General features: G+C 64.7%; 15 protein-coding genes and 1 tRNA gene. 12 read left to right on the forward strand and 4 right to left on the reverse strand.

The annotated features are described in order from the left end of the window. Window positions 1–3 precede the first annotated feature (3 nt). From ACFFGY_RS16015 to ACFFGY_RS16060, 10 genes are all read left to right on the forward strand, one after another. Complete coding sequence (locus ACFFGY_RS16015) at window positions 4–300, forward strand: hypothetical protein (protein WP_377045506.1); 297 nt, start codon at window positions 4–6, stop codon at window positions 298–300. Then, window positions 297–773, forward strand: a complete 477-nt coding sequence (locus ACFFGY_RS16020; RefSeq protein ID WP_377045507.1) for a hypothetical protein — start codon at window positions 297–299, stop codon at window positions 771–773. Before ACFFGY_RS16015 ends, ACFFGY_RS16020 begins: the two co-directional genes overlap by 4 nt. Continuing rightward, window positions 770–1174, forward strand: coding sequence for a hypothetical protein (locus ACFFGY_RS16025; RefSeq protein ID WP_377045508.1), 405 nt, complete (start codon window positions 770–772; stop codon window positions 1172–1174). Before ACFFGY_RS16020 ends, ACFFGY_RS16025 begins: the two co-directional genes overlap by 4 nt. A 134-nt stretch (window positions 1175–1308) precedes the next feature. Next, window positions 1309–2367, forward strand: a complete 1059-nt coding sequence (locus tag ACFFGY_RS16030) for a hypothetical protein (protein ID WP_377045509.1) — start codon at window positions 1309–1311, stop codon at window positions 2365–2367. A 106-nt stretch (window positions 2368–2473) separates the two neighbouring features. Continuing rightward, the gene (locus ACFFGY_RS16035) at window positions 2474–2689 is read left to right on the forward strand and encodes a hypothetical protein (RefSeq protein WP_377045510.1); all 216 of its coding nucleotides are present in this window, start codon (window positions 2474–2476) and stop codon (window positions 2687–2689) included. 134 nt (window positions 2690–2823) lie between these two features. Further along, window positions 2824–3183, forward strand: a complete 360-nt coding sequence (locus ACFFGY_RS16040; protein ID WP_377045511.1) for a hypothetical protein — start codon at window positions 2824–2826, stop codon at window positions 3181–3183. Continuing rightward, window positions 3176–5737: a DUF927 domain-containing protein gene (locus tag ACFFGY_RS16045; RefSeq protein WP_377045512.1), complete on the forward strand. Its 2562-nt coding sequence runs from the start codon at window positions 3176–3178 to the stop codon at window positions 5735–5737. Before ACFFGY_RS16040 ends, ACFFGY_RS16045 begins: the two co-directional genes overlap by 8 nt. Before the next feature lie 639 nt (window positions 5738–6376). Continuing rightward, window positions 6377–6598 (forward strand): hypothetical protein, encoded by a 222-nt coding sequence (locus ACFFGY_RS16050; protein ID WP_377045513.1) that lies wholly within the window; start codon window positions 6377–6379, stop codon window positions 6596–6598. 14 nt (window positions 6599–6612) lie between these two features. Then, a complete protein-coding gene (locus ACFFGY_RS16055; RefSeq protein ID WP_377045514.1) occupies window positions 6613–7545 on the forward strand; it encodes a hypothetical protein in 933 nt (310 codons plus the stop codon). Window positions 7546–7662: 117 nt separating this feature from the next. Beyond that, window positions 7663–8415 carry a recombinase family protein gene (locus ACFFGY_RS16060; protein ID WP_377045515.1) on the forward strand — a complete coding sequence of 251 codons (753 nt, stop codon included), beginning with the start codon at window positions 7663–7665 and terminating at the stop codon, window positions 8413–8415. A gap of 499 nt (window positions 8416–8914) precedes the next feature. Here the strand turns inward: ACFFGY_RS16060 and ACFFGY_RS16065 are convergent, their stop codons facing one another. From ACFFGY_RS16065 to ACFFGY_RS16080, 4 genes are all read right to left on the reverse strand, one after another. Beyond that, window positions 8915–10027 carry a catalase family protein gene (locus ACFFGY_RS16065; RefSeq protein ID WP_377045516.1) on the reverse strand — a complete coding sequence of 371 codons (1113 nt, stop codon included), beginning with the start codon at window positions 10025–10027 and terminating at the stop codon, window positions 8915–8917. A gap of 69 nt (window positions 10028–10096) precedes the next feature. Further along, a complete protein-coding gene (locus tag ACFFGY_RS16070) occupies window positions 10097–11185 on the reverse strand; it encodes a catalase family protein (RefSeq protein ID WP_377045517.1) in 1089 nt (362 codons plus the stop codon). 323 nt (window positions 11186–11508) lie between these two features. Continuing rightward, window positions 11509–12417 (reverse strand): AraC family transcriptional regulator, encoded by a 909-nt coding sequence (locus ACFFGY_RS16075; RefSeq protein WP_377045518.1) that lies wholly within the window; start codon window positions 12415–12417, stop codon window positions 11509–11511. Window positions 12418–12742: 325 nt separating this feature from the next. Further along, window positions 12743–12832: transfer RNA gene (locus tag ACFFGY_RS16080), tRNA-Ser, on the reverse strand. Between the two features lie 198 nt (window positions 12833–13030). Here ACFFGY_RS16080 and rplU point away from each other — a divergent pair. Together rplU and rpmA are read left to right on the forward strand one after the other, a co-directional pair. After that, on the forward strand, window positions 13031–13348 hold the full coding sequence (gene rplU / locus ACFFGY_RS16085; RefSeq protein ID WP_377045519.1) for a 50S ribosomal protein L21: 318 nt from the start codon (window positions 13031–13033) through the stop codon (window positions 13346–13348). 22 nt (window positions 13349–13370) lie between these two features. Beyond that, window positions 13371–13640, forward strand: a complete 270-nt coding sequence (gene rpmA, locus ACFFGY_RS16090; protein ID WP_377045520.1) for a 50S ribosomal protein L27 — start codon at window positions 13371–13373, stop codon at window positions 13638–13640. Window positions 13641–13674: the final 34 nt, after the last annotated feature.

The following is a 13674-nucleotide window of genomic DNA, read 5'->3' on the forward strand; positions in this document are numbered from 1 at the left end:
ATCATGGCTGAGCACGCCTTTAGCACGTCCACCATCAGAAGAGACGCCTCCGGCGCGCAGGTGGTCGCGCTGCCCAGAAGAGCCGGTGCCAGCGCCGCCCTGAACCGGGCAGCGCTGGAAGACATCGCCGCCCGTGCGATCGAGGCGCTGGATGCCCTCGACGCCCCGCATCAGGACCGCGAGCCGGAGACGGTGGAGGAGGGCGACGCTGACGAAGCGAGTCTGCAGCCCGCAAGCCTCTGCCCGAACCTGCGGCCGGCCGTCGTCGTGCACACCCGCCGCCGGGAGGTGGCCCGGTGAACGCCCCTACTCTCATCCCCGCGGCGCCGTCGCGCCGCAGCCATCCCCACGTTCAGCGCCGCTCGGATCGTGAGCTCCGGGAACTGTGCCGCCGGCACTTCGCCCTGGCCCAGCGCATCCGGCGCATGTGGGACCAGGTGCGCGAGACAGTGCCGGTCCTGGGCATGGATCCCGATGATCTGGAGAACTACGGCATCCGTGTCCGCTTCGTGGAGCCCACCACGGCGGCCGAACGCCGCGCGAAGGATCGCGTCCTGAAGCTGGGCGAGAGCATCAGCGATCGTCGGGATGAGCTCGAGCTCCTGGCGGCCGAGATCACGCGCATGACGCCCTGCACGCCCGCGGGCTTCCGGGCGAAGACATGGGCGGGGCTCCACACCCTGCGGCTCTGCCGGCACGAGGAGGACAGCGCGGATCAGCCGCTGCTGGACTCGCTGCTGCAGGACCTGCTGTTCGGGGGAGGCCTGCCATGAGCCGCCTCGCCCCCGCGCGTCGGAGCCTCCTTGGCGGCCTCGCGCTGCTGGCCAATCCCATTCCCGCAGTTGCGTCCACCAGTTCTGATGTTGCGCTGCTCACCGCCTGCAGTCGCTGGATCAAGTGCCAGGACGAGCATGACCGCATCGATGAGCCATTCTGGAAGATGCCGGGTGACTGGGAGTACCCGGCGGACGTGCTGAAGCAGTTGGACGCCCTGAGCGAAGAGCGCGACGGCTTGCGCGAGCGCATTATCGCCATGCGCCCCCTGACCGTGGAGGGCTGCCGCGCCTGGGCCCAGGTGGCCCTACGCGACATGGTGCTGCACCTCGACGGCACGGTGCCGGAGAACGCTGACCACTACATCGCCTGGGCGCTGTGCCGCGCGCTGGTGGGTTGAGATGAGCACAAAGCATGAACAATCCGCTAGGGTAGCTTCCCCGAAGAGTCCCCGCCTTCAGCCATGCACCACCTTCGGGATGGTGCCGGCTGATTACGGGTGCGCTCCGAGAAACCGCCCCAAGGAAAGTACCAGTGAGCCAGGACGAGCAGGCATCTCAGGAAAGAGCGGAGACTTGGGAGGAAAGGAAGCGAGCGTTCGAGCTCGCCCTCGTCGGTGGGGATGCGGATTCTCCACCGCTACCTGGGATGCGAAATACAACACAGGAACTGATGAACGCTTTGTGGGGAACACACCTGCAGCTCACGCAGGTGCACGAAGAATTCTTCTCAGCACGTTACGGCACAGACATTCCGGACATTCTTCGACCGTTCTTCCCGGGAGCCCCACAGCCGAAGGACGGGAAGATAACCACAGCCGAGGCCGAAGCCATCGGTTCTGCATTGGACGAAATCTTCGCCAAGAGGCCGCCGGATTTGGTGGAGCGTTACCAAAGGCTCGGTGCGCAAATGACCTCCCTGCAAAGAGAGTTCAGCATCTTGACGCGGGCAAAGTTCGTGAACCTTCCGGAGGAGACGCTTCGTCTTTGCTGGGAGAGAACCAGAAACCCTATCTTCGTCTGGTTGGCTTTGCGGCGAGCTATCCTCATCACTCCCGGCCGTGCTGTTGGAAGAACGGTCGAAGTGGAGACTCTGATCCCTGGTTGGTGCGCGGAGTACCTGCTTCAGGCCTCGTTCGGCATTGTGGATTTGAGCGAGGGCCAAAACCCGTTTCGATCCGCATCAGATCGGGAAGAGCCGTGGCAGTTCGCGCGGAATTTCACCCGTCTCGGAAGGCTTTTGGACGATGCACCCAAGGCATCGAAGCCGAACCCCATGGACTCGATGCTGGCACTCCTAGGCTTCACGGGAGATGCGGGCTGGAACGCCTTCACCGCCTATGCGGCCGAGGTCAGCAAAATCTCAGCATGGTTCACGTTCGAAATTCTCAAAGCTACAGGAACGAAATCCAAGGACGCGTTGTCGCTTCTCATGGAGGAGTTCCAGGTTTCCGATCCCTCTCACATGCGGAGGAAGATTCGCGAGGGCCAGAGGCTTGTCGCACCGTTGGTAGCGAAACCCGCAGCTGCAGGGGAGCAGCGAGGATCTCGGCAGGACGGCCGAGGGGAGGCAGAAGAGGAAGTTGGCGAGTAGGGGGCGTAGCCACCCCACCTGGCAGCGCCCTTACGCCACCCTCAAGCGTGCCGCTATTGGAGTGCCCCGCTGACGCAGGCCGCGTCGCAAACCGAAGGGGCACCCCATGAAGCGCCATAACCCTCCCGTCCCTGCTGCCCTGGACCCGGCCGGCCCACTAACGGTGCCGCTCCCGCAGGCACCGGCGGCAACGGGGCTGTCGCGCAGCGCGATCTACCGCGCCTCTCGGCAGGGACACATCCGGCTGCTGAAGCTCGGACGCACGACGCTAGTCGACATGGCCAGCGTGCGGACGTTCCTGGCGAGCCTGCCGACCCTCTGAAACGCGAAACCCGCCGCGGGAAAGCGGCGGGCTCCGGCCTACTCGTTACGATACAGACACTACGAACATCTGTGCCGTAGCAGGTTGCCCGGACGCGCGCCACGATTTCCACGGCCTTCCATCAAGGCCTCGACATGACCACCCATCATCCCGGCTCGGACGCGCGGCAGATCGTCCTGCCGCGTACCGCGTCGATCGACTTCGCGACCATCCACCAAGCGGCACTGCCGCATCTGGAGGCGCTGTGTGCCCGCTGGCTTCCCGGCGGCCGACGCCAGGGCAGCGAGTGGGCCTGCGGCAGCTTGGCTGGCGAGAGCGGCAGTTCCTGCAAGGTCAACCTGCGCACCGGCCGCTGGGCCGACTTCGCCACCAACAAGAAGGGAGGCGACGTGATCAGCCTTGCCGCCGCCATCCACCGCATCAGCCAGGCCGAAGCCGCGCGAAACATCGCCACGATGCTTGGCATTCCGGCAGGAGGGCAGAAGCATGTCTGAGCAGACTTCCCCTGACGCCTTCGCGCCGCTCACCGAAGTCATGCCACTCCTGAACGGCAAGACGCACGCTGCCGCACCCACTGGGATGAGCCGTGACACCGAGGAGCTGTGGGAGCCGCAGGATGCCTCCAGCTCCACGATTCCATCGACGTCCAAGCTGGTGCATCCGGCACACGGCAGCGCCGCAGCACGCTGGGTGTACCGCGACGCCAAGGGTACACCACTGTTCATCATCGCCCGCTTCGACAAGGTAAAAGCCGACCAGGATGCTAAACAGGGTAAGGAGTTCCTGCCCTACAGCTACGGCCGGCGGGTGTGGACCTCTCGGGATGGTAAGCGGCAGGACCGCACCGGCTGGCACTGCAAAGCCGCGCCCACACCGCGCGCCCTGTACGGCCTCGACCAGTTGGCTGAGCGGCCGGATGCGCCAGTGCTGGTGGTCGAGGGGGAGAAGACTGCCAACCGGGCTCAGGAGCGCTTTCCCGACCACGTCTGCATCACCAGTGCCGGCGGCAGCAAGGCTTCGGGCAAGACGGAGTGGGCGCCACTCGCTCGTCGGCATATCGTGATCTGGGCAGACCGGGATGATCCGGGCCAAACTTATGGAGACGAGGCGGCACGCCGCTGCAAGAGCGCGAAGGCCGCTTCGGTGCGAGTGGTACAGGTGCCGCAGGGCTGGCCTGAAGGCTGGGATTTAGCTGATGCCCTGCCCTCCGGCGTGACCGAGGAGCATCTGCGCGAGCTGCTGGACGAGGCGGAAGACGCCGATCCGCCCCACCTGCCGGAAGGCTTTCAGTTCAAAGAGACTGGGCTGTTCTTCTATCCCGAGAACGAGGATGCAGAGCGCGTGTTCGTCTCGGCCCCCTTCGACGTCATCGGCGAGGCGAACGATGGTGCCGGCTTAGACTGGGGTGTCGTCATCGGCTGGCATGACCGTGACGGACGCAAGCACCAGTGGTCGGTACCGCAGCGCCTGGTGCACTCGGATGGCAACGGCATCGCGGAGGAGCTGGCCTCGGCAGGCCTCCACGTCGGCACCAGCGGTCGGGCGCGCGGGCTGCTGAAGCAGTTCATCGCGGGTGTCCGGTCGCAGCAGCGCCTGACCTGTGTCGATCGCACTGGCTGGCATAGCTGCCGCGGCAACAACGTCTTCATCATGCCTGGTGGCGAGGCCTACGGGCCCGGTTCGCGTCGCGTCATCCTGCAGACCGAGCGCGCGGCATCGGACACCGCTTTCCAGTCTGCCGAGACGCTAGAAGCGTGGCAGCAGCAGGTGGCCCGCTACGCTGTCGGCAACGACCGGCTGCTGCTGGCCATCAGCCTTGCCTTCACTACGCCGCTGCTCGACGTGGTGCACGGCGATAGCGGTGGCATCCACTTCCAGGGCATGTCACGCACCGGCAAGACGACGCTGCTGGTGTGCGCCGGTAGCGTCTGGGGTCGCGGGGACGGCAGCGGCCAGGTGCGGCAATGGCGTGCCACGGCGAACGGCCTGGAGAGCATCGCATCCGAAACCAGCGACACGCTGCTGGTGCTGGATGAGATTGGGCAGGCCAACGCGAACGATGTCGCGGACACGGTCTACATGCTGGCCAATGGCGCAGGGAAGGTGCGCGGCCAGAGACAGGGGGGCGCCCGGCCGACGAAGACCTGGCGTACCATGTACCTGAGCACCGGGGAGATCACGCTAGCTGCCAAGATGGCCGAGTCTGGCAAGCGCATCATGGCGGGCCTCGAGATCCGGCTGCTCAACATCCCCTCGGACGCCGGAGCCGGAATGGGCGCTTTTCAGTACCTGCACAACCTGCAGACACCGGCTGAACTCTCGAAGCACCTGACCCACGCGGCGAAGACCACCTATGGCACTGCGGGACGCGCTTTCCTCAGTCGGCTCGTGCGGGAGCGGGCGCGGGACGGGAAGGCAATTGGGGCGCGACTGAAGAAGGCCCAAGACGACTTTGCTGCCCGTTATGTGCCGTCAGACTCTTCCGGACAGGTCCGCAACGCGGCGGATCGCTTTTCGCTCATCGGCGCGGCGGGGGAGCTGGCGCGCGAGTACGACGTGTTGCCTTGGCCTAAGGGAGAGGGGATGCGCGCCGCAGCCGCCTGCTTCAAGGCGTGGCTGGAGGAGCGCGGCGGTACTGGGTCCAGCGAGGACGAGTTAGCCGTCGCGCAGGTGCAGGCATTTCTCGAGGCACATGGCGAGGCTCGCTTCACGCCCTTGACGGCGCGCTTTGGTGGAGAAGTCGAGCCACCCGAGGCCAGTTCCCAGCGGACACACCAGCGCGCCGGCTGGCGCCGCCGCCCGAAGGGTGAGGAGGAGGGTTGGGAGTACCTGGTGCTGCCCCAGGTCTGGACGAACGAGGTGTGCCGGGGCCTAGAAGCACGACAGGTTGCCAGCGTGCTCCGTAAGCGTGGGCTTCTGCTAGGTGGTACTGCAAAGAGCTCATCCAGCCTGCAGCACATTCCTAGGGAAGGCAGCGTGCGCGTCTACCGCATTTCTGGAAGCATCCTGGGACAGGCGGAAGGAGAGGCTGACGAAGTGGAAGATTGAGAAAAAGACCGGCCAAAAACCGGTGTTAGGAGTGTAAGGATGTTAGATCGCTGATTATAAAAGAGAAATCCCTAACACGCCACTTCGTCAGTCTGTTAGAAATGTTAGAAACGCCTCGGGATTTCTAACACTTCTAACAAGGCAACAGGCGCGAGTGTTATAATTTTCTCCAGCGATATTAACGCTCTAACAGCCTTACACATCTAACACCCACTTTTCTCCTCCTCGCTCGCATAAAGGCGATGTGGCGGAGCGCTGCCTCCCCCAGCGACAGAAAGACTGCGGCAAGTGGAGCGCATCCGGGCACGGCAGGACATAGAACTCGCCCAAATGCCCCGGATTATGGTAACTGGCTTGCCACGCTGAGACAGGCGTACTCGCTGGATAGCCCCGGCGACGCGACGAGCCCCACCCAGTACCATGCTGGGACGGCGGACCAGATGTGAAAGCGATGAGCCAACTCTGCAGCGCTCGGGATCCTCACGGTTCCCGGGCGCTTTTGCGTTCGGCCTACCGGGCAACCCATTTTTCGGAAACCGCTGCCCAGTTCGGCAGCATCTAGACAGCTCTTCACCGGCACCAGCGCCCTCAGTTCGATCAGGCGCAGTGACCGGCACCTTCCATCACCAGGAGAACTCAATGAGCCGTTCAGGCTGGGACCGCGCCATGTCGCGCGTCCGCGCAGATGTCAGCGCCAACATGCAGGACTTTTCTCACCTCGACGGATCGGACCCCGGGGCTGTGGGCGCCTCGCAGTCCGTAGAGCATGAGGCCTCCGACTCCTCCAAGACGGCGACAGCGCGCAGCTGGGACCGCGCCGCGGCGCAGGCGACCGGCCGAAAGCCGGTACCGGGTCGCTGAAGGAGAACCACGACATGCCGAAGCTTCCCACCAAGCCCCATCGCGACACCCTCACCGTGGCGATGGAGGCCGCAACCGCCGCTCTGGCCGAACGCACACGCCTCGAGGCGCTGCGCGGCGAGCTCGCTACCCGGCACCTGCACGCCGAGAGGGCGAAGGTCGAGGCTACCGCCGCCCTGGGCAAAGCGGAGGCCGAGCTCATGCTGGCCTCCCCTCACGAAGAGTCCACACTGCGTGCACAGGTGGAAGCGGTGAAGGCGCAGGTCCGCGAGGCCGATCAGGAAGCTGCCCGGTGCGACGCCGCGCAACGCGCCCTGCCAGTGAAGCTGGATGAGGCAGATGGGCCACTGCAGGACGCGGCTCAGGCGCTGGACGAGGAGGGGCGTGTTCTCGCGGCCAAGGCGCTTCGTGCCTATGAGCGCGAACTGCATAATGCCGTTCGCGTCATGGCCGCCGTCGTCAGGAAGGGCCACGCCCTAAAGGCCTCGCTGAACATCCTCGGCGCTCACCTCGAAGGCATCCGCATCCCGACCGTCGACATGAATCCCTTCAGCGCCGACATACTCAACAAAACGAGGATGCTGCTGGGCGACGAGGTCATCCCCCTGGCCGAGGGCTGGACCGACGATGCCGCGGCCATGGAACTCTATCGCACCTATCAGCCGGTGCGACAGATGGAGCGTCGTCTTGATGAGCACCGAGAACGCATCCAGCGGGAGAGGGAGCGTCGCCGCCTGGAACAGGCAGACATGAACCGCGTCCGGACCTTCCAGCGCGGCAACGTTCTGAGCCAGCCAGCTGTCAGCCAACCACCGACACCGGAGGCGGCGGGGTCCGAGGCGCCCGGTTTCAAGCCGCGGTCCTGGACCGTGCGTGGTCCCGGGCAAGCAGTGCCGGATCCGAGTATCGGCGACGTGGCCATGGCTGTAGCAGGCTCCCACGACTGATTATTCCGGCACGGCCGGCGCATTTTCACCCCTGGTCCGGATCTGATCCGTGCCGAGACGTGCGCGGCGGGTGTGCCATTCGTCCATACGTTCGTCTCGGAAAGGAACGGCGCCAACATGGCCCGTACCATCCTCAGGGTGCGCGCTGAGGGCGCCTCTTCAGCGCCCCCTTTTGTCGCCTACTACCGCGTCTCCACCGAGCAGCAGGGCCGTAGCGGGCTAGGATTGGCTGCTCAGAAGGAGGCTGTGGTCAAACTCTTGGCCAATCGGCCTGGATCCCGCCTCGTTGCGGAGTTCGAAGAGGTCGAGAGCGGCAAGCGCAATGACCGGCCGCAGCTCGCCGCAGCACTAGCTGCCTGTCGCACCAGGCGCGCGGTCCTGGTGATCGCCAAGATCGACCGCCTGGCGCGCAATGCCCGCTTCCTACTGAGCGTGGTCGAGGGTGCAGGCGATGCCGGGGTAGTGTTCTGCGATCTTCCCGACATCCCGGCCGGTCCCACAGGGAAGTTCCTCCTCACCCTCCTTGCTGCCGTGGCGGAGCTCGAGGCGGGGCTTATCAGCCAGCGCACCAAGGCGGCCCTCGCCGCAGCAAAGGCACGTGGCGTGAAGCTGGGCTCCCCCCGACTTCGCAAAGGCTTCGACACGGCCGAGACGCGGCGCGGCCGAGAGACACGCACCGCCAATGCAGAGGAGTACCTGACTGAAGTCTGGCCCTATGTGGAGGCTGCCCAAAAGGCAGGAGCGGCCAGCCTGCGTCAGATCGCTGAGGCTCTGACCGCACGCGGCGTGGTGCCGCCTGCAGGGGGCGAGACCTGGCACGCGACAGCGGTGCGGCGCCTGATGCTACGGAAGGCCGTCGCGACCGCCTGAAGGCGGCCAGGGGGTACCCCCCCGGTCTGGGTCCCTCCTGGGCCCCACCCCTTACGCGGGGCGCTTCGCGGCGTGTCCCTCCTCCAGCTACGGAAGAAAAAAGGTGTCCGCACTCCACTGTCCGCAGTGTCCGCACCAAAAAAATCTAGCTTTATCAATGATTGAGTGCGGACACCGGTGCGGACACCGGTGCGGACACTGCGGACATCTGTAGTGAAGTGTCCGCAGTGTCCGCACCAGCTGTCTATCTAGTGAGCGGCGTCACTGTGGTTGTTTGAGTTTGTCAGCCGCTGCCGCGGGTGGACGCGGCTGTGAAAGCTTTGGGTCACCATGTCTGCTCTATCCTCCTGGCGGAACGGAGAAGCGGCCCACCTGTGTTAGCCCTCACGACTTAGTCTGAAAGGCGGTGAACTGGAGAGTTTCCTCGAGCCATGCACCTTAGGACTGACCTGAACGGCGGCTGATTAGGCCAGTCCCACGAATCAGGGTGCCATGGGGATCAGTCCGGGATTTGCTCCAATGAGGTCGGCTCGATCGTCGTGTTCCCGTTGCGGCCTTGCCGAAACTTCACCAGGGCCGGATAGGTGCGTAGCCGTGCCCGCATGAGGGAACCGAGCGGCCGGTGTGCGGCAAGGCTGTGCGAGGGGCGAAACGACATGCCCTCGTTGAAGAAAATCCGGCGCGCCTCGCTCATGGCGTCCTGCCGCGGCAGCATCAGCCGCGCGACGGGGCGGTAGGGGCTTTCCTCCTCCGGCCACTGCACGGAAGCATCCTCGACCGGCATGGTGTCCAGGTTTGTGCAGAGCTGCACGCGGATCTCGAACTCGGCATTGTTGTTTCGGAAGTACTCCACCGTGGCGTCACGGAAGGTGTTCGGGTTCTCGGAAGTGTCCAGGGGATCGCGGCTGAGCGCGTCCTGTCCTGGCGCGACGGGCACGGCGACGATCTTGGCAACGTAGTCGCCATACCGAAGTGCGGCCTGGCTGTAGTAGCAGTCCACAAGCGGGTGGCGCGGCGCGTGGCCGAAGAAGTCTAGCAGCGGGCTGTCGCCCCCCGTGACGGCCTTGACCACCTTGTTGAGCGTGCCAGCAGTCGCTGAGACGGCGGTCTTCACCGCGTCTGGCATGGTGCCGCCCGCTCCTCCTTCCAGTCCCTTGATGGCACCCAGGAAGCCTGCCGCATCAGCATTGGGGAAGACTGGGCCGGTCGCGAAAACGAAGTCCTGCGTGGTCTCGTTCTCGTGGCCGGGAAGCTTCGGTCCCTCCACACCGAACACCTTGATGGCCATCCCGCGATGCGTGGAAACGCTGTCGGACAGGTTCTCGCCCGGCCCCTGGGCGAGGCGCACCGCGACGTTGAAGGTACGCGGCTCGGCGAAGAGGCCCTGGCGAAGTTCCGCGGGCAGGCCGTCAATCACGCGCAGCTGTCCCTTGAGCACGGCACTCGCCTTGGCGTGCGACGCGCGCACGGTGTGGCCTTCGCGCTCGGCCACCTTCGCGCTCTCGTGCGACATCGAGGAGATGATCTTGTCGATCGTCTCGTCCTCACCTTCCGGACGATGCTCGATATCATCGCTGTAGGGGATCGGGGTCTGGTACGTAGCAGCTTGCATGCGGCGTCTCCCTTTAGCTGATAACTGGCAGAAAGACCCTGCCGTGTGAGCGATAGGATCAGAAGAGCTTCAGGCGCTTTGGCGGGCGCTGGGTTCATGCACCGGGCAACGATTGAAGCGCTCCCGGAACTGGGTCGAGTGGATGTAGGCTTCGCGTCGGGCACGGTTGATGTTGCCTAGCGGCTGGTGCGCAGCGAGACCGGTCCAGATCATGAAGTGCATCTCTTCGTTCACCGCCTGAACCTGAGCAGGATCCCAGCTGTCCTGGCGTGGTGCGGTGATGGTGGCCACCGTCCGGAACGGCGCCTCCTCTTCGTCCCACTCCACGGTCGGGTCCTCGACCGGCTGCTTCTCCAGGTCACGACAGAGCTGCACGCGGAACTCCCACACACCATCAATGCTCTGCATTTCGGACCGCACGGCGTCGCGGATTGCATCTGGGTCGTCGCTGGCGTCGATCTGCTGATCCTTGTGGGCGAGCAGGGCGGGAGCGACGGGAGCGACGCTGAACTTCGCGATGTAGTCGCCGTACCGGAAAGGCGTAACGCTGTAGTAGGTCTCACCGAGCGGATTGACGTTCGGCGCGCCGCCAAGGGACTGCAACTTCGTGCTCTCGATCCCGACCGCGGAGAGAGCGGTGTTCAGGCCACGCGCGACACTGGACACCACCTCCTTCACGCCCTCCATCCGGTTGGTGGTTGCCGCCAGCATCTTGAGGTTGCCGAGGAACTTGTCGGCGGTCTTGGCCTGGAAGACCGGACCGTTCACCATGATGAAGTCCTGGGTCGTTCCTGCCGCACCCGGCAGCCGCTTGCCCTCGACGTCCAGCACCTTCAGCGCCAGCCCGCGCGGGAGCGAGATCGTGTCCGGCAGGATGTCGCCGGCATTGGTCGAGATCCGCATGTAGACCTTGTGCTCGCCAGGGCATGCGAAGACGCCTTGGGCCAGTTCCGGCGGCAGGTTGTCGGCCACCACCATCCGGCCCTCCAGGATCGCGTGCGCCTTGGCGTGTACGGAGCGGACCGCGTGGCCATCCTCCTTGGCGGTGGTCTCCAGGATCGTGTCGAAGGTGTCGTTGAGGCCCTGGATCGTCTCTTGCTCGCCGGGCTGGATTTCCTCGACGGCGGGAGTGTAGCGCACGGGTTCGGCAAGGCTCATCTGCGGTCCTCCTTGGTTAAGTCCCAGAACGTTTCGTTCTCGCAGTCCGAGCGAGGCAGCCCGCCAGCCCTCGGGTATGATCCTGGGCACAGCAAGTGGCTTCTCCGACGTTCCGGCAGGGACCGCCACGAGCTGTGGTGCATGGACGCCGAAGTTCAGCGGCGCCCGCGAGGTTGCCAGAGCTTGGGATGAATTAGACGCCGTGCCGGTCTTTTTGGACGTCGTGTCGGCCGACCGGCGTCAGCGCCAGCTCTACCTCGCTGGTGCTCACATCACACCGAGAACGCGCCCAGGTCGGGCAGCCGTCGGAGCTGCCTAGGGGTCTAGCTGTTCAGGACGCGATAGGCCGTCGGGTCGGTCCCGTACGCTCCACGAAAGGCTCGCGAGAAGGAGGATGGATCGGCATAGCCAATGGCCGCCGCAACAGCCTTCAAAGGCAGGTCGGTTGTTTCAAGAAGGCGTGCGGCCGCGTGAAGCCGCACAGACTGTGCAAATTCCATCGGTCCGCTTCCCAGCGCTCGCGCGAAATGGTCAGCGAACGACGCGCGGCTCATCCCGGCTCTGTCGGCGAGACTCGCAACCGTATGTGGCGCACCAGGATTTTCGAGTACCGCAAGGATGGCGCGGATGAGACGGGGATCCTTGGGCAGGGCTGCGGGAAGCAGGCCCTGGTCTCCACGCCGGAGACGTCCTCGCAGAACGGCAGCAAGGCAAGCTTTCATCAACGCCTCGGTCACAGCCGCCGTGCCGAGGCCAGGTGCCGCAACCTCCGCTCGCATAAGGTCGAAGATACCACGGCCCACATCATCGGCTGGCGCCTCTACAACCGTCTCTGTCAGGAGATCGAAGAGGCTGAGTGCCAACCCATGAGAAGCCGGGATGGAGCCGCACAGCAGCAACGTGCCGGGCCCAGAGCCGGCCGTGAAGGCCGCCAGCCCGTCAGCGAAAGGGCCGCAGGTTTCTCCGGCGTTTACCTCTCGCGCTCCGGGCCAAGCATCGCCGACGATGTGGCCCTGGCGGGGTGGTACGACGATGACACTGCCGGAAGCGTAAGGAACTGGAGCAGCATTGCCGACACGGACGATTCCAGAGCCGGCAAGGACATGATGGACGGTTGCCGCTTCAAGGGGCGCAATAGCCAAACGCCAGCCCTGGCCGATGGTGCAGACGGAGGCGGAGTGGAGGTGAACGACGAGAGCTGCCAGGAGCCTGTCGAGACTATTAGCTGCCATGCTGCAAGCTTAAGCCACAGCAGGATCTACGTCTTAGGGGGAATAGGCTTGGTGATGGCAACCAGACAGCACAACCTTCCGACAAGCCTCAGGTAAGGATGCGAAGGCGTGCGCACGCTGGCAGCTCGATCCTACCGCCACCTTATCCATGGCAGGTCAGAGATGCCATAGGCGAAAGGGCTTCAGGACAAGAAACTAGGAAGGAGGCTGTATCCAGCTGTGCCTGTATGCATCCAGCAGAACCGCATTGAAGTAGGGACCCAGGTAGGGACCGAAAAACTAATCTAGAAAAAATTCAGTATAAACAATGACTTGTTGAACTAACTGGCGGAGAGGGTGGGATTCGAACCCACGGTACCCTTGCGAGCACAACGGTTTTCGAGACCGTCCCAATCGACCACTCTGGCACCTCTCCGCGCCGAGCCATGCTCGGAGCGGGGCTATAAGGGCGGAACCCGTGTCGCGCAATGGGGCGGGGCACAGTTTGCGCGGGTCGCCTTTGCCTTGACTCCCCGCCGGCCCTCCCCTTATACGGCCCGCTTCCCGGAGGTGCCCACGGTGCCGCCGCACCGCCGCTCGCGGCCTCATTCCTACTGATTCAACAGGCGTAACGATGACCTACGCAGTGATCCGCACCGGCGGCAAGCAGTACCGCGTCACCCCGAACTCGGTGCTGATCGTGGAGAAGCTCGAGGCCGAGCCCGGCTCCACCGTGACCTTCCAGGACGTTCTGGCCATCGGCGGCGACGCCGGCCTGACCCTGGGCGCCCCGACCGTGGCCGGTGCCTCCATCACCGCGACCGTGCTCGAGCAGAAGCGCGGCGAGAAGGTCATCATCTTCAAGAAGCGTCGTCGGCAGAACAGCCGCCGCAAGAACGGCCACCGCCAGCACATGACCGTGCTGCGCATCGGCGACATCGCCGCGGCCTGAACCAGAAACCGGAGTTCCAGAGATGGCACACAAGAAGGCTGGCGGCTCCTCCCGCAACGGTCGCGACTCCGCCGGCAAGCGCCTTGGCGTGAAGCTCTACGGCGGCCAGGCCGTGAAGTCGGGCTGCATCATCGTCACCCAGCGCGGCACCAAGATGCTGCCGGGCCGCAACGTGCTCGTGTCGCGCGACCACTCCATCCAGTCCGTGGCGAACGGCGTGGTGAAGTTCGAGCGCAAGGCCGAGGGCCGCGTGATGGTGTCCGTGGACGTGCTGCCGGCGGCCGCCGAGTAAGGCGCCTCCCCCCAGTACGGTTAACCGATACGGT

The organism is Roseomonas elaeocarpi (assembly GCF_042433915.1).
GTDB lineage: Bacteria > Pseudomonadota > Alphaproteobacteria > Acetobacterales > Acetobacteraceae > Roseomonas > Roseomonas elaeocarpi.

What these genes read in the sequence shown, in the direction of transcription:
- ACFFGY_RS16045 (WP_377045512.1), top strand. Translation starts at nt 3,176, where the DNA reads ATGTCTGAGCAGACTTCCCCTGACGCCTTCGCGCCGCTCACCGAAGTC.
- ACFFGY_RS16075 (WP_377045518.1), bottom strand. Translation starts at nt 12,417, where the DNA reads ATGGCAGCTAATAGTCTCGACAGGCTCCTGGCAGCTCTCGTCGTTCAC.
- ACFFGY_RS16040 (WP_377045511.1), top strand. Translation starts at nt 2,824, where the DNA reads ATGACCACCCATCATCCCGGCTCGGACGCGCGGCAGATCGTCCTGCCG.
- ACFFGY_RS16070 (WP_377045517.1), bottom strand. Translation starts at nt 11,185, where the DNA reads ATGAGCCTTGCCGAACCCGTGCGCTACACTCCCGCCGTCGAGGAAATC.
- ACFFGY_RS16035 (WP_377045510.1), top strand. Translation starts at nt 2,474, where the DNA reads ATGAAGCGCCATAACCCTCCCGTCCCTGCTGCCCTGGACCCGGCCGGC.
- ACFFGY_RS16065 (WP_377045516.1), bottom strand. Translation starts at nt 10,027, where the DNA reads ATGCAAGCTGCTACGTACCAGACCCCGATCCCCTACAGCGATGATATC.
- ACFFGY_RS16055 (WP_377045514.1), top strand. Translation starts at nt 6,613, where the DNA reads ATGCCGAAGCTTCCCACCAAGCCCCATCGCGACACCCTCACCGTGGCG.
- rpmA (WP_377045520.1), top strand. Translation starts at nt 13,371, where the DNA reads ATGGCACACAAGAAGGCTGGCGGCTCCTCCCGCAACGGTCGCGACTCC.
- ACFFGY_RS16050 (WP_377045513.1), top strand. Translation starts at nt 6,377, where the DNA reads ATGAGCCGTTCAGGCTGGGACCGCGCCATGTCGCGCGTCCGCGCAGAT.
- ACFFGY_RS16060 (WP_377045515.1), top strand. Translation starts at nt 7,663, where the DNA reads ATGGCCCGTACCATCCTCAGGGTGCGCGCTGAGGGCGCCTCTTCAGCG.
- ACFFGY_RS16025 (WP_377045508.1), top strand. Translation starts at nt 770, where the DNA reads ATGAGCCGCCTCGCCCCCGCGCGTCGGAGCCTCCTTGGCGGCCTCGCG.
- rplU (WP_377045519.1), top strand. Translation starts at nt 13,031, where the DNA reads ATGACCTACGCAGTGATCCGCACCGGCGGCAAGCAGTACCGCGTCACC.
- ACFFGY_RS16015 (WP_377045506.1), top strand. Translation starts at nt 4, where the DNA reads ATGGCTGAGCACGCCTTTAGCACGTCCACCATCAGAAGAGACGCCTCC.